Annotated in this window: 14 protein-coding genes and 3 pseudogenes; 12 read left to right on the forward strand and 5 right to left on the reverse strand. The window is 66.2% G+C overall.

The features are described 5' to 3' along the window. Positions 1 to 21 precede the first annotated feature (21 nt). A complete protein-coding gene (locus tag H0488_RS01205) occupies positions 22 to 3006 on the reverse strand; it encodes an efflux RND transporter permease subunit (RefSeq protein WP_261376696.1) in 2985 nt (994 codons plus the stop codon). Positions 3007 to 3166: 160 nt separating this feature from the next. Between H0488_RS01205 and H0488_RS01210 the strand changes: the two genes are divergently transcribed. Further along, positions 3167 to 3745, forward strand: coding sequence for a TetR/AcrR family transcriptional regulator (locus tag H0488_RS01210; protein WP_028655366.1), 579 nt, complete (start codon positions 3167 to 3169; stop codon positions 3743 to 3745). Between the two features lie 248 nt (positions 3746 to 3993). On the opposite strand, the gene H0488_RS01215 is transcribed toward H0488_RS01210, so the two are convergent. After that, complete coding sequence (locus H0488_RS01215) at positions 3994 to 5004, reverse strand: helix-turn-helix domain-containing protein (RefSeq protein WP_145725472.1); 1011 nt, start codon at positions 5002 to 5004, stop codon at positions 3994 to 3996. 104 nt (positions 5005 to 5108) lie between these two features. Here H0488_RS01215 and H0488_RS01220 point away from each other — a divergent pair, with 104 nt between their 5' ends. From H0488_RS01220 to H0488_RS01265, 11 genes and pseudogenes are all read left to right on the forward strand, one after another. Beyond that, complete coding sequence (locus tag H0488_RS01220) at positions 5109 to 5447, forward strand: 2Fe-2S iron-sulfur cluster-binding protein (protein WP_246371286.1); 339 nt, start codon at positions 5109 to 5111, stop codon at positions 5445 to 5447. A 23-nt stretch (positions 5448 to 5470) separates the two neighbouring features. Then, positions 5471 to 6841: pseudogene (locus tag H0488_RS01225) on the forward strand (cytochrome P450); the annotation flags it as partial. Between the two features lie 14 nt (positions 6842 to 6855). After that, positions 6856 to 8073 carry an NAD(P)/FAD-dependent oxidoreductase gene (locus H0488_RS01230; RefSeq protein WP_145725470.1) on the forward strand — a complete coding sequence of 406 codons (1218 nt, stop codon included), beginning with the start codon at positions 6856 to 6858 and terminating at the stop codon, positions 8071 to 8073. A 118-nt stretch (positions 8074 to 8191) separates the two neighbouring features. Continuing rightward, positions 8192 to 9649, forward strand: coding sequence for a cytochrome P450 (locus H0488_RS01235; RefSeq protein WP_145725469.1), 1458 nt, complete (start codon positions 8192 to 8194; stop codon positions 9647 to 9649). Next, positions 9646 to 10371 (forward strand): transglutaminase-like domain-containing protein, encoded by a 726-nt coding sequence (locus tag H0488_RS01240; protein ID WP_145725468.1) that lies wholly within the window; start codon positions 9646 to 9648, stop codon positions 10369 to 10371. The genes H0488_RS01235 and H0488_RS01240 overlap by 4 nt, the downstream gene beginning before the upstream one ends. Further along, entirely contained in the window at positions 10368 to 11897 is a 1530-nt protein-coding gene (locus H0488_RS01245; RefSeq protein ID WP_145725467.1) for an aldehyde dehydrogenase family protein, read from the forward strand. Before H0488_RS01240 ends, H0488_RS01245 begins: the two co-directional genes overlap by 4 nt. After that, a pseudogene (locus H0488_RS24495) lies at positions 11894 to 12046 on the forward strand (SDR family NAD(P)-dependent oxidoreductase); the annotation flags it as partial. The gene H0488_RS01245 and the pseudogene H0488_RS24495, both read left to right, overlap by 4 nt. A 70-nt stretch (positions 12047 to 12116) precedes the next feature. Beyond that, complete coding sequence (locus H0488_RS01250) at positions 12117 to 12728, forward strand: SDR family NAD(P)-dependent oxidoreductase (RefSeq protein ID WP_261376695.1); 612 nt, start codon at positions 12117 to 12119, stop codon at positions 12726 to 12728. Positions 12729 to 12829: 101 nt separating this feature from the next. Further along, positions 12830 to 13837, forward strand: a pseudogene (locus H0488_RS01255) (BtrH N-terminal domain-containing protein); the annotation flags it as partial. Between the two features lie 482 nt (positions 13838 to 14319). Then, positions 14320 to 14667 (forward strand): PaaI family thioesterase, encoded by a 348-nt coding sequence (locus tag H0488_RS25210; protein ID WP_376768439.1) that lies wholly within the window; start codon positions 14320 to 14322, stop codon positions 14665 to 14667. 50 nt (positions 14668 to 14717) lie between these two features. Further along, positions 14718 to 15518, forward strand: a complete 801-nt coding sequence (locus H0488_RS01265; RefSeq protein ID WP_183097486.1) for a lysophospholipid acyltransferase family protein — start codon at positions 14718 to 14720, stop codon at positions 15516 to 15518. Here H0488_RS01265 and H0488_RS01270 read toward each other — a convergent pair. From H0488_RS01270 to H0488_RS01280, 3 genes are all read right to left on the reverse strand, one after another. Next, positions 15427 to 16734: a putative type IV secretion/conjugal transfer ATPase gene (locus tag H0488_RS01270; protein ID WP_446685598.1), complete on the reverse strand. Its 1308-nt coding sequence runs from the start codon at positions 16732 to 16734 to the stop codon at positions 15427 to 15429. The two genes, H0488_RS01265 and H0488_RS01270, sit on opposite strands and share 92 nt — an antisense overlap. A gap of 179 nt (positions 16735 to 16913) precedes the next feature. Then, positions 16914 to 17321 (reverse strand): hypothetical protein, encoded by a 408-nt coding sequence (locus H0488_RS01275; protein WP_145725463.1) that lies wholly within the window; start codon positions 17319 to 17321, stop codon positions 16914 to 16916. A 608-nt stretch (positions 17322 to 17929) separates the two neighbouring features. Beyond that, a complete protein-coding gene (locus H0488_RS01280; protein ID WP_145725462.1) occupies positions 17930 to 19381 on the reverse strand; it encodes an SCO6880 family protein in 1452 nt (483 codons plus the stop codon). Between the last annotated feature and the right edge of the window lie 4 nt (positions 19382 to 19385).

Below are 19385 nucleotides of genomic sequence, written 5' to 3' on the forward strand. Positions count from 1 at the left end.
ATGGAGATGTGCGGGCGCGGTTCAGGAGGCCGTCTTTGCCCGCGATGCCGCGGGTTGCTCAGAGTGCCGCGGGTTGCGGGCGGGCCACCAGTTGTGGTTCTCGAGTAGCGCTGCACAGGCGGGGACGATGAGGCTGCGGACCACGAAGGTGTCAAGCAGCAGCCCGGCTGCGACGGCGAACCCGGTTTGGGCGAGGGTGATCACCGGTGAGCTCAGGAGTGCGATGAAGGTGCTGGCGAAGATGATGCCGGCGGAGGTGATCACCGGGCCGGTGAGGGTGACGGCTTCGGCGACTGCCGCGCGGGTCAGGGTGGTGCCGTTCTCGCGCATGCGACTCATGAGCAGGATGTTGTAGTCGGCGCCAACGGCGACCAGCAGCACGAAAGTGATGACCGGGACGGGGAACTGGATGTCGTGGCCGAGGATGTCTTGGAAGACCAGGGTGGTCAGACCGAGGGCCGCAGCGCAGGAGAGCGCGACTGAGGCGAGCAGGTACAGGGGGGCGGCGAGGGAGCGCAGCGTGACGATGAGTAGCAGCAGGACGACCAGGAGGACCGCAGCGAGCACGAGCTTGGCGTCGTCGTACAGGTAGCGGTTCAGGTCGGCGCCGAGCCCTGCCGCTCCGGTGCCGCTGATGGTCGCGTCGTCGAGACGTGTCTGGTTGAGCGCGGATTCGGCGGTCGCCTGGGCTTCGTCGAAGCGGCGCAGCCCGTCGGGGCTCAGGGGGTCGGTGTCGCCGGTGACCTGGATGCGTGCGACGCGGCCGTCGGGGCTGAGAAAGACGTCGCGGGCGTAAGCGAAACGCTGGTCGCGCAGGGCGCTGGCGGGTAGATAGAAGCCGCCTGCCTCTGGGGTGTTGGCCTGACGGTTGACTGTTCGCAGGTAGGACTCAGAACGTTCCAGGTTCTCGGCGAGCACGCTGGTCTGACTGATGAGCTCCTCGATTCCCGGAGCGAAGGCCTCGGCGTTTCCGGCGATCTGGTTGGTGCCGTCCGCCATTTGCCCCAGCCGGGTGCGCAGGATGCGTTGGCCCTTGGTGATCTGTTTGGAACCCTTCTTGGCCTGGTTCAGCCCGGCGACGAGGCTGTCGAGTCCACCCGCGAGCCGCCCTTGACCGCGGGCGATCCGTGCCGCGCCGTTGGCTGCCTTCTGCAGTCCGGGCAGGAGTTCGTTCTTCAGGCCGCGGTGGATCTGGGCGAGGCCCTCCCTGGATCGGCGACAGATTGGGTCGGCGGTGCAGAGCAGGTCGCGGTTGAGTGCCTGGACGATCAGGTCGATGCCGTCTACTGCGATGCTGACTTGGTCGTGCGCGGTCTGGAGGCCTGTCGCCAAGGTGGCGGCACCGGTCTGGAGGCGGCGGGCGCCCTGCGCGGCTCCCCGGGTGTTCTTCGCAGCCCGGCCGAGGCCGTCGGTGAGGTCGTTGGTGCCGCTTACCAGCTGGCCAACGCCGTCGTGGGCCTGGTCGGCGCCGTTGGCCACCTGGTCGATCGCGTCCGCGAGCTGAGTGCTGCCTGAGGAGAGGCGTTCCAGCCCGGGTTGGCCCTCCTCCAGGCCGTCGCTGGCACGCCCGAGGCCGTTGGCGAGTCGCTTGAGCTGCCGGGCGATCGATGCCGGCTTCAGAGGCGTGCCGGCCGGCTGGGTGATGCTGCGTACACCAGTCACGCCGTCGACCTTGGCCACGGCACGGCTGACTTCGTTGAGGACGGCGAGGTCCTTGGGATTGCGCATGTCGCGAGGGGATTCGACCAGCAGATAGTCAGGCAGGGTCTCGTTGCGGGGGAAGTGCTCCTCCAGCACTGTCAGGCCCTGGTTGCTCGGGGTCTCTTCGGGCTGGGAGTTCCGTTGGTCGTAGGAGATCACCATCGTCGGCAAGAACGCGGCCAGCGCCACCAACACGGCGGTACCGACCAAGAGCACGCGAGCGGGTCGACGCGCCACGAGCTGGCCCACACGCGACCACGCCGAGGTCGGTGTGGGCGTACGCGCCGGACCGATTCTCGGGCCGAACCAGACCATCAGCGCCGGGGTAAAGGTCAGGCTCACCGCCACGGTGACCGCGACGCAGATCGCCATCGGCGGTCCGGTCGTGGAGAAGATGGCCAGCTTGGTGAACCCCAGGCAGATCGCGGCCAGGATGACCGTGCCCGCGGAGGCCACCAGGGCTGGTCCCACCCTGGTCGCGGATTCCTCGACCGCCGCGAGCGGGTCGATCCCGCGCCCGAACGCCTCACGGAATCTGCTGATCAGGAACACGCAGTAGTCGGTGCCGGCGCCGAGCACGATGGCGGTTACGAACGCATCGGTATAGGTCGACAGCGCCATTCCTTGCTCACCGGCCCACGCCAGCACCCCTCGGGCGCAGGCCAGTGCGACACCGATCGTCACCAAGGTGAGCAGCACCGTGGTGATCCGGCGGTAGATAATCAACAAGATGATGACCAGGAGGAGGCCTGAGACGACGGTGATCCTCACCGAGGCGGCGTTCACCTCCGTGGTCAGGTCCGTGATCATCGCCGGGTCGCCGGTCACATGCGTCGTGGTTCCCGATGGCGCCGACAGCTCGTCAACCTGTTCACGCAGCCAGTGCACGTCCTGCTCGGAGTCCGGCGACCCGATCCCACTGGTCAGCCCCACCACCAGGTAGGCGGCCTGACCGTCCTCGCTGACCAGCTGCTGCCGGGCCTCCTTGTTGCCGACGAAGTGCTGCACATCGGAGACCCGCTCCTCATTCGCCTGCAGGGTCCGCACTAGATTGCGGTAGGCGCGCGTGTCCGCTGCGCTCAAGCCCTTCTCGTTGCGGAACACGACGTAGGCGAACGACTCGGTGCGTCCCGACCCGAACGCCTCATCCATCCGGTGCAACGCAGCCAACGTCGGAGCATCCTCGGGCAGGAACGCGGCGCTGTTTCGCTCAACCACCGATGGCAGAGACGGCAGCCCGAAGGTCACCGCCGCAGCGGCGATCAGCCAGCCCACAACCACCACACGCGGGAAGCGGATTCCCACCGCGCACAAGTGGGCCAGACGGCCCGGCGCCCCAACACCCACGGATACCCCCACGGTGTCTGCATCTTTGGTTTGTACTCAAAGTACAACATAGACTGGCGCCACAGTCGATACACATCGAACGAACGCAGAGACGTTCGCCCGAAAGGTCAAGGCACAGATGCGGCAACTGCCAGCAACGATCGCGAGCAAGCTCTACGGCGCAGCAGAGCTGATCGCCGAGCGCGGCATCACCGAGGCCAAGATGGACGACATCGCCGCCGCCTCCGGCATCCCCCGCGCAACGCTCTACTACTACTTCACAGGCAAGGACGAGATCCTGGCCTTCCTGCTCACCGACATGCTCGAAGCCATCGCCGGGGAGGTTGCGGCCGCCGTCGGCACCCCCGGAACCGCCCGCGAGCGTCTCGAAGCCGCGGTCCACGCGCAGATCGCCGTCATGCTCGACCAGCCGGCCGCATGCCGAGCGCTCGTGGGTGACCTTGGTCGTGCCACCAGACTCCCGGAGCTGGCCCACGCCCTCCAGGAGGCTTTCCAGCGACCCATCGAACAACTTCTCGACGAAGGCGCCGCCGATGGATCGCTACAGGTCCAGCCCCACCCCGAAGACGCCTCGCTCGCGATCTTTGGCGCCATCACCGTCGCCGGTCTCTACCACGCCGTCGAAGACACCCGCCCGTCCGCAGAACAAATCGCGAAACGGGTCCTCGCTGTACTGATGCAGGGCCTTGCTGGCTAGCGTCTCCGACCGCTGTACTCCTCCGACACCGCTGGAGGTCTCGCTATCGGTGGAGCTCGTCGGAATCTGGAATCAGCAGTTGGGGGCGGCAGTAGCCAGTACCTGGCAGGCGACGGAGGGCACGCATCGTGAGATCGGGCGCCGACCTTGGCCGAGCACGGCGAGTCGGGACAGATCTGATCGATGCCGGCACGTAGGTCGGGCCGGGCGCTGTGCCGGCTACGCGAGCCGCACACCAAGCGGATCGATCACCAGCTCCGGCACGATTCTCGAAACTGCCGTGGAGACCGGCCCGTCCACCGCTTGAAGGCGTGCGAGAAGTTGGTGAGGTCGCTGTAACCGAGGTCAACGGCGATCTCGCTGACCGACATGGATCGGTCGAGTAGCCGTAGCGTGGCGCGCTCAAGCAACGACGACTCGAGCAACTCGCGGAACGTGGTGCCCTCCTCGTGGAGGCGCCGTTTGAGGGTGCTGGCGGACACTGACAGCTCCTCGGCGACCGTCCGGCACGTCTTGAGCGCTGCAGCCTCGTCCAACGACGCTCGTACCTTGGCCGAGTACGACGTGGGTCCGACCCTGTGCTCGAGAGCTTCCCGGAGGTCGGCAATGGCGAGCCGATAGGCAACGGGATCGGAGAATCGACAGACCTCATTCAGAGGCTCAGTGGGCACGTGGAGGAACGTCATCGGGGCGTTGAAAACCATGTTCCCGGGCCGCGCGTCGTCCTGATCCACGTCGGTCGGTGCTGGCCAACTCGTGTGCAGTCTGACGATTGATTCGTCGCCGACGAGCATCTGGACCAATCGCCGCAGCGCGGCGCCGCAGTAGGTGACGATCAGGCAGTCCAGGTCCGAATCACCTATGTGGCCTGTGAGCCCAACCGTGAGTCCCTCTTCGTTCGGATGGAACCGTGTCGTGACGGCCGTCGTGATCAAGGGAAGATACGTGAGCAGTTCCATGATCTCGGCTACGGACCCTGCGCTGATGAGCGGAACGCTCAAGGGGCCGAAAGAGGTCAACTGAGCGTGTTCTGCGAACGCGTGGCCGAGCTTGGTTGCTTGTTCGGCGTCAAGCTCGGGGTAGACCTCCCGGAACCACCGCACCGGGACCTGGCCCTCAAGCTGCAGCAGGGTCGGATCGGCGGCACTCTCGCGAGTCATGATGGCGCGGAACTGTGCGACCGCGTGCGCGTCGAGCGCTTGGCTCTCGAGCAACTGCGCGAATGCGGTGTAGGGGACACCCGGTTCGGTGAAGCTCATCGAAGCCTTTCTCTGACCCGAACTCACAACTATCTGGATCCGGTGAACATAGCCAGGCCCGGCGCCCGCGGCAAGAGTTTGAGCAAGGCATTGCGGCCCCCGACATGCACCAGGAGTTGGTTATGGCAGTGGTTACTTTCGTGTCGCACGACGGCGAGACACACGCGGCGTCCCTGGAGGAAGGGCAGTCGTTGATGCAGGTCGCGACGAACAACGCGGTGCCCGGCATCGACGGCGACTGCGGGGGCGAGGCTGCGTGCGGGACCTGTCACGTCATCGTTGACCCTCGGTGGTCGGACCGCGTGGGGCCATCCGGTGCCGACGAGGAGCAGATGCTCGCCATGAACCCCGAGCGTGAACCGACCTCTCGGTTGTCCTGCCAGATGGTGGTCTCCGAGGCCTGGGACGGACTGACTGTCCGTCTGCCCGAATTCCAGATGTGATCAACGAGAGGAGCGTCGAAATCATGAGGATTCCTGAGGCGATCACTGCCAAAGTTCAGTCAGCCATCCCGATGGAGCGGCAGATCCAGGGTGCGCATCTCTACGACAAGACGAGGAGGTGGGTGACGGGCACCAACGGTGAGCGAATGTTCGTCGAGCGTCCCATCCCGCCAGTCGAAGAAGTCGAGTTCGCGGACATCGACCTCAGCAATCCGTTCCTGTACCGACAGGGCCGTTGGCAGTCCTACTTCCAGCGGCTGCGGAACGAGGCTCCCGTCCACTATCAGTCGAACAGCCCGTTCGGGCCATTCTGGTCGGTCACCCGGCACGCCGACATCATCGCCGTCGACAAGAACCATGAGGTCTTCTCAGCCGAACCCTTGATCGTGATCGGCGTGCCACCCCGCTTCCTCGATATCGAGATGTTCATCGCAATGGACCCGCCGCGGCACGACCTGCAGCGGCAGGCGGTCCAGGGCGTTGTCGCGCCGAAGAACCTCCGCGAGATGGAGAGTCTCATCCGAGAGCGCGTCCGCGAGGTCTTGGACGGCCTTCCGGTCGGCGAACCCTTCAACTGGGTGCAACACGTGTCGATCGAGCTGACGGGCCGCATGCTGGCCACTTTGCTCGACTTTCCGTACGAGCAACGACACAAGCTGACCTACTGGTCAGATCTTGCGTCGTCGATGGAGCAGGCGAACGGCGGTCCCTCTGACAACGACGAGGTCTTCCACGGAATGCGCGACATGGCGCGAGGTCTCAGCGCGCTCTGGCATGACAAGGCCGCCCGAACTGCCGCAGGGGAGGAACCGGGCTTCGATCTGATCACCATGTTGCAGAGCAACGAGAACACCAAGGACCTGATCGATCGCCCCATGGAGTTCCTCGGAAACCTGGTGCTGCTGATCGTCGGGGGCAACGACACGACCCGCAACTCGATGAGTGGCGGCGTTCTTGCGCTCAACCAGTTCCCCGATCAATTTGAGAAGCTGAAGGCCAACCCCGACGTGATCCCCAACATGGTGTCGGAGATCATCCGCTGGCAGACTCCGCTCGCCTACATGCGCCGGATCGCCAAGGCGGACACAGTCCTGAACGGCCAGTTCATCCGCAAGGGCGACAAGGTCGTGATGTGGTACGCCTCCGGCAACCGCGACGAGACTGTGTTCGAGCGTCCGGATGAGCTGATCATCGATCGGCCCAACGCGCGCAACCACATCGCCTTTGGCTTCGGCGTCCACCGCTGTATGGGCAATCGGCTGGCCGAGCTCCAGCTGAGGGTCCTGTGGGAGGAACTGCTCCCGCGCTTCGAGAAGATCGAGGTCGTGGGGGAGCCGGAGTACGTACAGTCCAACTTCGTACGGGGCATCAGCAAGCTGATGGTCCGGCTCACCGCGAAGCCCACCGCATGAGCGTGCAGCGAGCGGTGATCGTCGGGGCAAGCCATGCCGGTGCCCAAGTCGCCGCCAGTCTGCGCCAGGAAGGCTGGGCCGGCGAGGTTGTCCTGGTCGGTGACGAGTCGGCACTTCCCTGTCAACGCCCTCCCTTGTCGAAGGCCTACCTGGCAGGGAAGAGCACACTCGCGGAACTGGCGATCCGCAGCGCAGAGTTCTACGCACGCCAAGAGATCCGCCTTCTCGGTGCGACCGTGGAGCGGATCGACCGCTCTGCTGGTCGAGTATCGCTGAGCACCGGCGAGTCGCTGGCCTACGACAAGCTGGCTTTGTGCACCGGCGCGCGTCCGCGACGGCTCCGGGTTCCGGGAGCCCACCTTGCCGGAGTCCACTACCTTCGCACCGCCGCGGACGTGGATTTGATCAGAGCGACAGCCAAACCGGGCAGCAGGGCGGTGGTCGTCGGTGGCGGCTATGTCGGGCTGGAGACGGCCGCCTCACTCCGCGCGCTGGGTCTCGACGTCACCGTCCTCGAGGCGACCGAGCGAGTCCTCGAACGCGTGACGGCCCCCGAGGTCTCGGCATTTTTCGATCGAATCCACCGTGAGGAGGGGGTGTGCATTCAGACGAGCGCCCTGGTCGAGGCCCTCGCGGGTGATGCTCGGGTCCGCGAAGTGGTCCTGTCCAGCGGTGAATCAGTCCCGGCAGACCTCGTCATTGTTGGTATCGGTATCGAGCCGAACACTGAACTCGCCGCATCCGCCGGCCTGGTGATCGACAACGGTGTCGTGATTGACGACCGGGCCCGGACCAGCGATCCGGACATCGTCGCGGCCGGCGACTGCACGAGTCGAGACATCGCCCGCTACGGCAGTCGGGTCCGCCTGGAGTGCGTGCCCAGTGCGGGGGAGCAGGCGAAGGCGGCGGCGGCGACAATCTCTGGAAAGTGCAGGGAGATTAGGGCGCTTCCGTGGTTCTGGTCAGATCAGTACGACGTCAAGCTTCAGATCGCTGGACTCAACACCGGGTACGACGAAGTCGTCCTCAGCGGTGATCCGAACCGGGACCGCGACTTCACCTGCTTCTACCTCCGCCAAGGCGAGCTGATCGCCGCGGACTGTGTCAACCGCCCCCGCGACTTCGTCTTCAGCAAGCGGCTTCTAACGCAAGCAACTCAGGGCGTTGGGCGGGCAGAGTTGCCCCTGGTGACCGTGAGTGACCTCGGTGCGTGATGGCCCTCGAGTCGAATCACCGTCGTGGCCTGAGTCGGGCCGCGGTTGTCCGGAGAACCGGCCCATCAGGTAGTCGCAGGACAACGAGAAGCGGAACCGCTCGTAGAAGGGACAATCGATGACGAACCTCCTTCGGCTGGCGCCGAACCGACGCGACCGACTGTCGTCGGTGCTTCTCGTCCCGCTACCGGCTCGGGTAGACAGAGCCCTGTGTGAGGCCCAGGACCGGTGGCCGGTCCGCGACCTCGCCCCCGTTCCGGCAGGCTCGGGCCTCAAGTCCGTTCAAGGGACGGCCGGACTCCCGGTTCTCGGCCACACCCTGGACTACATCCGATACGGATCCGACTTCGCGCGCGCCAGACACGAGCGGCTCGGGCCGGTGACGTGGATGGGCGCCTTTGGCACCAAGGTGGTGGTAGTGGCCGGCCCGGACGCCACACAGGAGGCGCTGACCACCAAGGCGAAGTCCTTCTCTCAGGACGGATGGACCTTCCTCATCGATGCCTTCTTTCACCGGGGCCTGATGCTGATGAGTTTCGACGAACACAAGATGCATCGACGGATCATGCAGGAGGCGTTCACCCGCGATCGGCTCGCTGGATACGTCAACCAGCTCGGACCGACGCTGGAGGCGCGAATCCCGGAGTGGACTGCCGGCAAGTCCACGCGCATCTACCCGCTGCTCAAGACCCTGACCCTGGACGTTGCGACAGAGGTCTTCATGGCAGGGCGGGGCGGACGCGAGGACGCCGCTGCGATCAACGAAGCCTTCGTGGCGACCGTGCGCGCCGCCAGCTCGATCGTCCGGGTCCCGCTGCCTGGCACGCGCTGGAGAGCCGGTGTCCGTGGGCGCGCCTTGCTGGAGGCCTATTTCGCGCGTCACCTTCCGGCAGCGCGCAACGGTCAGGGCAGCGACCTCTTCGCGGGACTGTGTCATGCGCGGACGCCCGAAGGACAGGCCTTCACCGACGAGGACGTCATCAACCACATGATCTTCTTGATGATGGCGGCCCACGACACCTCCACCATCACCACCGCGGCCGCCGCCTACTTTCTCGCCAAGCACCCGGCGTGGCAGGAACGGGCCCGGACCGAGTCCGACCGCATCGGTGAACGGACCCCGAACATCGACGACCTGGAGTCGCTGGTGACTCTCGATCTCGTGATCAAGGAAACGCTGCGCCTGGCGGCGCCAGTGCCGATAGTCATGCGCAAGACCATCGAGGATGCAGAGATCGCGGGTCACCACATTCCAGCTGACACACTGGTGGCCGTCGCTCCGGCGGTCAACCACTTCGATGAATCGTGCTGGACCGACCCTGACGCCTTCGACCCGAGCCGATTCAGCGAGCCGCGGCGCGAGGACCAGCATCACCGCTTCGGGTGGATCCCGTTCGGCGGGGGAGTGCACAAGTGTATTGGTCTCCACTTCGGAACACTCGAGGTCAAGGCGATCCTTCACCACATGCTGCGCAACTATCGATGGACGGTCCCCGACGGCTACGAAGTCAGATGGGACAACACATCCCTACCGATTCCGGTAGACGGGCTGCCGATCACACTGGAGCGACGATGAGTCGCGCACCAGCGACGCTCCTGGCGGCGACCGAGTTTCTCGACACCGAGCACGAGGACGTCCGCGCCTTCACCGAGGCCACCGTGGGGGACGCGCGCAGCGACAAAGAAAAGGCGAAGCGCCTCTTCACTGCTGTCCGCGACCAAGTCTGGTACGACCCCTACACCGTGTCGACCGACCCCACCCACTACCGCGCGAGCTTCGTCCTCCAAGCAGGGCGCGCCTATTGCGTCCCGAAGGCGGTGCTCTTGACCGCGGTGTGCCGTGCAGCCGGAATCCCAGCGCGGTTGGGGTTCGCCGATGTGCGCAACCATCTGCAGACCGAATCGTTGCGAACCCTCATGGGCGGCACCGACTTGTTCGTCTACCACGGATACAGCAGCCTCCACATCGACGGGAAATGGCTCAAGGCCACCCCGACGTTCAACGTCGAACTGTGCGCTCGTTTCGGTGTCCCGCCTGTGGAGTTCGACGGTGAGCACGACGCGCTCATGCACGCCTTCACTGGGGACGGGACCCAGCACATGGAGTACGTCCGCGACCGAGGTGTCTTTGACGACCTTCCCCTGACCGCGATCCTGACCGAGCTCCGGACCACCTATGGATCGATGGTCCAAGCCTCGGCGCACGCGATCGACGACGCCTTCACCGCCGGGCCCGCCAGCCCGGTCAGAGCCGATGGTTCCTCAGGTCGGTCCACTTCGCCTCAGGAGGATCAATGATCACAACGACTACAGGTGCCGCACTCGAAGTGCGCAACCCGTCCGACGGTCGGCTGGTGGCAACCGTGTCCGTTGACGACCAAGACGCCGTGAACCGCCGTGCCACGCAGCTCCGCCTGGCCCAAGGTGCATGGGCCGACGCTGGTCCGCGGCATCGTTCCAGGTGGCTGCGCCTCTGGCGCGACTGGATCCTCGCTCACTCCGATGAGCTCACCGACCTGCTACAGGCCGAGACGGGCAAGGTGCGTCCTGACGCTCTCGTAGAGACGACCGCGTCGTGCGAGTTCATCACCTACTACGCCGACCATGCGGAGGAGTTCCTCGCCGACGAAAGGGTCAAGACCGCGGGCGTCCTGAGCCTGCCGAAGCGACTGTCCCGGACCTACCAGCCCTACCCTCTCGTCGGTCTGATCACCCCGTGGAACTTCCCGATCACCCTATTCCTCATGGACGCAGCCCCCGCACTGGCTGCTGGTTGCGCGGTACTGGTGAAGTCCTCGGAGGAGACACCGCTGACTTGTGCGCGGGTCATCGACGGCTGGCGTGAGATCGGCGCTCCACCAGTCCTGGCCCATGTCACAGGAGCCGGCGGCGCTGGTGCCGCAGTGGCGGACGCCGCCGACTTCGTCCAGTTCACAGGCTCGACAGCGACAGGGCGCCAGGTCGCCCTCCGCTGTGCTGAGCAGTTGAAACCGGTGAGTCTGGAGCTGGGCGGCAAGGATCCGGCGATCGTGCTGGAGGACGCCGACCTCGCTCGAGCGGCCGAGGGCGTCGCCTGGGGTGGCCTGTTCAACGCAGGGCAGGTCTGCATCTCAGTCGAGCGCGTGTATGTCGTCGCTGCGGTCTACGAGGAGTTCGTGGCCCGCCTGACAGAGCGCGTGCAGTCCCTGACCCAGGGTGCGGACGCCGGCAACGATGTCGGTGCGTTGGTGACCGCGAGACAGGTTGACATCACGGATCGCCACGTCAGCGAGGCGGTGGCGGCGGGAGCGAAGGTAGTGGCCGGCGGCAGACGGGGAGCGGCCGGAAACTACTACGCGCCAACGGTCCTCGTCGACGTGGATCACACGATGTCCTGCATGACCGAAGAGACCTTTGGACCCACGATCCCGGTGATGCGCGTCGCCGACGAAGAAGAGGCCATCCGACTGGCCAACGACTCCCCGTACGGATTGTCGGCGACAGTGTGGACTCGCAATCACGCTCGCGCCCGCCGCGTCGCACGGCGCCTGGAGGCCGGCGCGGTCAACATCAACGACGTCTTCAGCAACCTCTTCGCGATGACGTTGCCTCACAGTGGCTGGAAGGCCTCCGGCATGGGCGCCCGGCTCGGAGGACCCGACGGGCTGCACAAGTACTGCCGCGTCCGAGCGGTCACTGAGCCGCGACTTCCCGTCCTGCCAAAAGAACTTACGTGGTACCCGTACTCCGCCCGGCGCACGGCCATCGCCGCCATGGTCTTGCGCGCCGCAGCCGGGCGCGGCCTGCGCCAACGCCTCGGCCTGAACAAGGAACAGAGCAAATGACGCGCACCACTTCCCTCCCCGCCAAGACGATCGCGATCACCGGTGGAGCTCGCGGCATCGGCTATCAGACCGCGAAGGAGCTGATCCGACGCGGTCATCGGGTCGCCATCGGCGACATCGATGAGGCCCGTGTCAAGGAGGCGGCGGATGAGCTCGGTATCTCTGCTGTCACCCGCCTCGACGTCACTGACACCGACTCATTCCGTGCATTTTCTCGACATGGTCGAGGACCAGCTTGGTCCCCTGGACGTGCTGGTCAACAACGCGGGGATCATACCCACCGGGCACGCTCACGAGGAGGACGACGCCGTGACCCGGCGGCAGGTGGAGATCAACGTCCTCGGAGTGATCTTCGGAACCAAGCTCGCCCTCCAGCGGATGCTGCCGCGGCGGGCCGGACACATCATCAACACCGCATCGCTGGCCGGGGAGCTCCCCGTACCGGGCCTGGCTACCTACTGCGGCACCAAGTTCGCGGTCATCGGATTCACCGAGGCAGCTCGACAGGAGTACCGCAACTCCGGAGTCCAGCTCTCCACCGTTCGGCCGACATTCACCAACACCGAGCTCGTCGCCGGCACCACCGGAGCCAAGGGGCTGCGCAACGCCGAGCCCGAGGAGATTGCTCGGGCGACAGCCGAGCTCATCGAACGTCCCCGCCCGTTCGTACGCGTCACCCGCCTCGCCGGAGGCATGGTCGCAGCAATGAAGTTCGTGCCGGGACGGTTGGCCTCCGCGCTGGGTTCGACCCTCGGCACGGATTCGGTCTTCCTCGACGACGTCGACATGGGCGCGCGCCAGGCCTACCTGGACCGAATCCGGAACAACTGACTCCACGCTCCAGAACCATCCGGCACATGAGAGGACGCAACATGACCGTCACCGCCTTGGTCGAGGACTACCCCCATCGAATGGGGGGACACTGCGGCTCCGGTGCGATGCGCGATCTCCTGCACTGGCACGGTCTGGGATGGGACGGCCCGCCCGATGAGGGTCTGGTGTTCGCGCTCGGCGGCGCCCTAGGGCTCTCCTACCTCCGGTCGAGCGAACTGTTTCCCCCGCTGTACCTGGTGGGACGAGGTGCCGACTTCGAAGTCGATCTACCGACACGACTGGGCGGAGTCGTGCAGGTGCTCACCACCGACGATCCCGGGGAGGGCTGGTCGTGGGTGCGTGAGGAACTCGACGCCGGCAGGCCCAGCCTGATCTGGGGCGACATCGCCGAACTTCCCTATCTCCGTGTCCAGTTGCAGATGAGCCGCCACGACATCGTCGTCATCGGCTATGACGATGAGAGACAACTCGCCTACGTCGTGGACAACGATCGCGCCGAGGCGCAGGAGGTTCCGCTGGCAGCGTTGGCTCGGGCACGGGCCTCACAGGCGTTCCCGCAACCCACTCGTCACTGCATGTACCGCATCACCTGGCCCCCCTCCTTGCCCGGCATCGCGGAAGTCGCTGCAAGCGCGTTCTCCCAATCCGCAGGCAACATGCGCAATCCGTCACGCCACAGCATTGCCGGCCCGACCACTGCCGCCGTCGGTTCCGAGGGCCTGGAGGCGGTTGCTTTGTTCGCTGACGACATCGCGACCTGGGCGGAGCTTCCCGAAGACGAACTCGGGATCATGCTGTTCAGCCTCGGTGCCTTCATCGAGAAGGCAGGCACCGGCGGCGGACTGTTCCGCCGACTGCTCGCAGACGGTTGCGCTGAGGTCGCACGACTGACCGGCGACCCCGCAAGCGCTGAGCTTGCGACCGAAGCCGCCCGTTGCGCACAAGGCTGGACAGACGCCGCCCGCGCCGCGGTCAAAAGCGACACCCATCCGCGGTCGCGGATTGACGACCTGGTCCGGACGGCCAGCCGGCTACCGGAGTTGGAGTTGCGTCTCGTCGAGTCCCTCGAGCGTGCCGCAATCTCCTTGAACGCGAGAGATCACTGATCATCTCCATTGTCATCCCGAGGTTTGCGTGCTTGCGAAATCGCTCCGTCAAGAAGTGCACATGAATCTAGGAATCGAATGCAGAGAACGATGTTGAACGTCCTCCCGACGACCACAGCAGCTCTGCGTCACGAGCTGGCGTTGCCCTCGACGGGTGCTGCGCTGCACACCCTGGCTGCCATCGAGCTTGCCGACGGCTCGCCCCATTCGGAGGTCCTGAGGCAGACAGGGGACCAGGAGTGACACGGATATCGAAAGCATTGGACCAAGGCGACCACCAGCATGCGCAGGGCGGCACCGAAGTAGGAGCGCCCCGCGATCGGGAAACGATCTCGCGGTGGGCGTCGCACCTCGCCGGCCAGACTCCGGTGGAGATTGGCCAGACATTGCCCCCGCACTCGCCCGACTGCGCCGGGTGCGGGCCAGATAACCCCTCCGGCCTGCATTTGCACGCGGTCCGCACGGCGTCGGGCGTCGAAGCTGTGCATCGTTTCGCCGAGGGCCAGGTAGGCGCCCCTGGTATCGCACACGGAGGAGCGGTCGCTCTCGCTTTCGACGACCTCTTCGGGTTCGCCCTCTACACCGTTGGGTCGCTCGCCGTCACACGCAGCCTCACCGTCGATTACCGAGCCCCGTTCCGGTTGCATCGGACGTACACGTTCCGTGCCCGTGTGGCGCAACACGAAGGACGTCGGCTGCTACTTCATGCGGACGCGTGGGACGACGCCGGTCAGAAGGCCGGATCGGCCGGGGCCACTTTCGTGGTGGTCGGCCCTGAACACTTCACCGCGGTTGACCCAGAAACACAGCTGGAGGCGGAGTGCCGGTGAGGATTCATGCAATCCGGCCTGGTTGGGGCGTGGCGTGGTGGGTCGCTTTCATGATCTGCAAGCCGGTGTTGGTGTTGGTCCGCCGTCGAGACTGGCGTGGGCTCGAACAGATCCCGTCGTGTGGCGGCGCTGTCCTTGCCGCGAACCACGTTTCCCATGTGGATCCCCTGCTCATCGCCGAGCTGGTGCTCGCGCACGGCAGGACTCCGGCCTTCTTGGCCAAGAGCAGTCTTTTCGGGAAGGGCGTCGTGGGATGGTGGTTCCGCGCTGCCGGGCATGTCGAGGTGGATCGATCGCATGGTGCGGACGGATTCGGCGCCGCGTTGATGGCACTTCGTGGCGGTGCACTTCTCGTGGTTTACCCCGAGGGATCGATCACGAAGGACCCAGGTGGGCGCATGATGCCTCTCAAGACAGGCGCCGTCCGATTGGCGCTCGAGACAGGAGCACCGCTCATTCCGGTAGCACAGCGGGGCGCCCAAGAGATCCTCCCCGCCTATGGTCGACGGCCGAGACTGTCCAAGCGCACGACGGTCACGATCAGCATCGGTCGTCCGCTGGATCTGACCGATCTCACGCAGCGCGGAGCCGTGCCTGACGCGGTCGATGCCGGGACGCGTCGCCTGGCGGACACCCTCGGCCGCATGCTGGAGGAACTGGCCGATGAGCGGCCTGGCCTCGCGAACACGTCAACGGGGTGTGACAGCACCCGATATCCGGCGCGGAAGACGGCACCGCGCACCGAGAAGCTTCGGCTTCTTAGAGCATTCCAGTCATCCGGGCCGTTGTGTCGAAGAGCAGAACCTCGGCAGGATGCATCTGGTGTTGGACGACGAACGACCGGTGCTTGATCCGCCACAAGCCCTGGCCCGTGCCGAGCGTGGGGATGAGGCTCTGTTCGGTGCCGGTGAGCCCGAGTGCGGTGGCGGTGGCGCCGAGCTGGTCGGACTCCTGGCGATAGACGATCCGTGTCTCGGCGTTCGCCAGAAGCGAGGAGGCCAACGCACGCATTGCCGAACCCTGGTCGCCGACGTTGTCGAGGTCAGTGAGCTTGTGGAAGATCAGCATGTTCGCGATGCCGTAGTGGCGAGCGAGCCGCCAGTGCGCGTCCATCCGCCGCAGCAGGGCTGGGTGCGACATGAGCCGCCACGCTTCGTCGTACACGACCCAGCGCTGACCTCCGGCGGGATCCAGGAGCGCTGACTCCATCCACGCCGACGCGCAGGTCATCAGGACCGAGATGAGGGTCGCGTTCTCGGTGACGCGGGAGAGGTCGAGCGAGATCATCGGGAGCGTTGGGTCGAAAGTGACCGTGGACGGCCCGTCGAAGAGGCCGGCGAGGTCGCCGGCGACGAGCCGACGGAGGGCGTGCCCGACGAGTCGCCCGTCCTCGGTGAGGCGCCCATCCGGGTCGTCGGTGCGGTCCGGTGCGAGCAGCCGGTCGACGACCATCGGGAGGACGGGGACGTCGGTGCTCCGCACTGTGCGGTCGATCGCGATGTCGACGGCTGTGTGTTCGAGCGGGCTGAGGCGGCGGTCGAGCACGGTCTCGGCGAGCGCGCCGACGAGGTCTCGGCGGCGGGAGGCGATCTGGTTGGACCATTGCGCATCGTCGAGGCCAGATGGTCGGTGGCCTTCGTCGAGCGGGTTGAGTCGGTTGGGCATCCCGTGGCCGAGGGCGATGGCTCGGCCGCCTACGGCCTCGGCGACCGCGGTGTGCTCGCCCTTGGGGTCGCCGGGCACGTACACGCGGCGGCCGAACGGGATGGATCGCGTGTAGAGACTCTTGGCGAGGCAGGACTTGCCGGAACCGACGATGCCGGCAAGGACCAGATTTGGTGCGGTGATGAGGCCGCGGGCGTAGAGGATCCAGGGGTCGTAGACGAACGAGCTGCCGGAGTACAGGTCCTGGCCGACGAATACGCCCTCGCTGCCCAGGCCGCCTTCGGCAAGGAACGGGTACGCGCCCGCCAGGGTTGCTGACGTGTCCTGATGGCGTGGGACTCGGAATCGTCCGGGCGTGCGGAGAGCGGCCGGGCCCGTTTCGCCGGGGCGGGGTAGCGTCACCGTTGCCCGCTTCTCAGCCGAGAGCTGCTCAGCCTTGCGCTTCGCCTCGGTACGCCGGGCTTCGCGATCGGTGGACAGGAGCTCTCGCGCAGCCGCCTTGCGGAGCTTGCGATCGTGCCGCCGTTCGCGGCCTGGTGAGACGAGGACGGCTGAGTGGAGGCGCCCGTCCTGCCACCCGGTCACAGCGACATCCCTGGCTGGTGCGGCGAGCGCTGAACCGGTGCGAATGACGGGTAGTCGTGGATGTCGTAGGCGATCGTCGCCTCGATCTCGTGCGCCCGGTCCACGCATTCAGCAACCTGGTGGATCATCTCGGCGGCGCGGTGAAGCTCCCAGGACTCCCTGTACGACGCTGCGCGCCCGGCGTTGGCATCGCCGTTCATCCATGCCTGCTTGCGAGTCGGCCCATCGTGGAACTGGCCGAGCTGGTGCAGCGACTGACTCAGCGACGCGAGCGCGGAGCTGATGGACCCGAGTACGGCATAGAGCGAGGTCGGATCCTCGATCGAGCGCGTCGCGTGGGCGAGGCCGCGGACTGCTTCCCGGAGTTCGTCAGCGTCGGCGACCGGGTCGTTGAAGGTAGGCATCGGTGGCTCCTCGGTCGATGGTCTTTCATCGATGAGGTGCGCGTGGTGGTCCGCCGTGTCGTCGTGGCGGCGGTCGCTGCCCGACCTACCCTGTGGCCGTGGCCGATCTGACGGAGCCTTGCCCGAACTGCGACACCTGATGCGCTGGGAGACCTCTCACGAGCGTTGCGACGGATGCGGTTACATCCGGCCCTGCTGTGAGGGCGCTCCCTGTAGCTGAGCTGGTCTACTCGTCGGCGGCATCGCCGATGTCTCGGCGGCGGACACGGCGGCGCTTGCCCGTCTTGCGAAGCACCGGCCAAGGCTCGCGCACAGCCCGACCGTTGCGGCGGTTCTTGTGGGACTTACAGAGCTGGCAGCCCTTGTGCTGCCGGTGAGGCGAGTGCGCCATGGTGACGACTCCGATCCGTGAACAACACCCGCCACGGAGGGCGGGGTTGGTGCGGGATCGCGGCCATGGAGGAAGGCTACGCCGGACGTCCGACGCCTTCCCGGGCAACGGAAGACCCCGCAGGCGTCTCGGGTCACCTGCGGGGTCTGGGCAGAATCCTGGAGTATGCCGTCGGCCGTTGTCCCTGGAATCGAGATTCAAGGTGGTTCCGGTGTCCTTAGACGCCTCGTGCGAGTGGCAGCGCGGCTACGGCGAAGCCCTGAGCCTGCTGTCCCCAGAGCCGACGTGTCTCGCACGACGCCTGGATTGCCGCCTGCTCAATCGCTGCGACAGCGCGCTCGAGTTCGTCGGGGTCACTCGCGCTCACGGCGACGAAGCCGGTTGCCCGCAGCACCCCGTGACCGGCGGTGAGGTCCGCCTCCTGCTGGAGGACGTCCTGGTACTCGGCCGTCTGCTGGGCGTCCTCAATCTGCCCGATCTTCTGCCGCTGGGCGGCGTCGGAAATGTACTCCGTCTTCTTCTTGCGGATGTCCCGAGCCGCTCTGTCGGTGCGCATCGGCGTGTAGAGAAGAGAGAACGTCCGCCGGATCCCGGAGGAGAGGAGGATTGGTGCGAGGAAGCCGGGGAAGACCAGTGAGCGCGGCCATTCGCTGATCCAGAGGACGCAGTGGTGCGCTGAGTCACTGCGGAGGCTGCCCCAGGACTCGGTGACGGCGACCGGGCCGGCGGTTGCCAGGTCGCGGCCCACGGCGCCGTGCCGCTCCAGGGCGCCCGCCACAGCTGGGTCGTAGGCCGATCGAAGGATCAGGGCGAGGTCGCCAGGGGTGAGCCAGTCAGAGGGAGAGAGGTCAGCGGACCGAAGGGCAGCGAGCATCGTTGCCATCTCCTGGCGGAGTACGGCGGCAGCGCCGCGGTTCCCGCCACCTGCGGCCCGGATTGCGCGGCCAGCGGTCTTGATGTCGAGCGAGATCGAGATGGTGCTGGCGTGGCGCTCACCAGCCGGACCGGCGCGGTCGACGAGCTCGCCGTACGTCGTCGATGCCCACGTCTCGACGCGGTTTCCATGCTGCTCCCACCAGTCCGCCAGTCCCTTGCCGGAGTCGGGGAGCGTGCGCTCCATGACCTGGACCGAGGCCAGGCGTCCGGATCGGCAGGCGGTCGCGAGCACGCGTCCCCAGCTGACCACCCGACGTTCCTGCTCAGCAGGGTCGAGCAGCACGAAGGCGGGGTGGGAGACACCCACGATTGCGGTCACGGTGGCCGCGTGGGGGTCATGGACCATGACTGCCCCGGTCTCCGGATCGACCCACTGCCTGAGCCGTGCGGCGTCGCCCGGGAGCGCTAGCGTTCCCGCCGGGCGCGGCTTGACCACCCGGCGGCGATACAACAGTTGACCTCCGGCGGAGCGCCAGAGCCAGCGTGCTCCGATGGGTCCCCACTCGATGATCTTCCGGCCACCGACGCCGACGAATCCGAGTACGACGAAGACGAGGATGATCGGGAAGGTCATGACGACCGCGCCCAGATAGAGGCCCAGGATAAGGGTGCCGGCGGCGAGGCTCGCCATCACCAGCTGCGGACCTGACAATCCGAGGAGGATCCCGCGCTTGGTGAGCCGGGAGAACTTGATGGGTCTCAGCGACGGTTCGGCACTGCTCGACGTACTCACTGCC

The sequence above is a fragment of the Nocardioides pelophilus genome (assembly GCF_014180685.1).
Lineage (GTDB): Bacteria > Actinomycetota > Actinomycetes > Propionibacteriales > Nocardioidaceae > Nocardioides > Nocardioides pelophilus.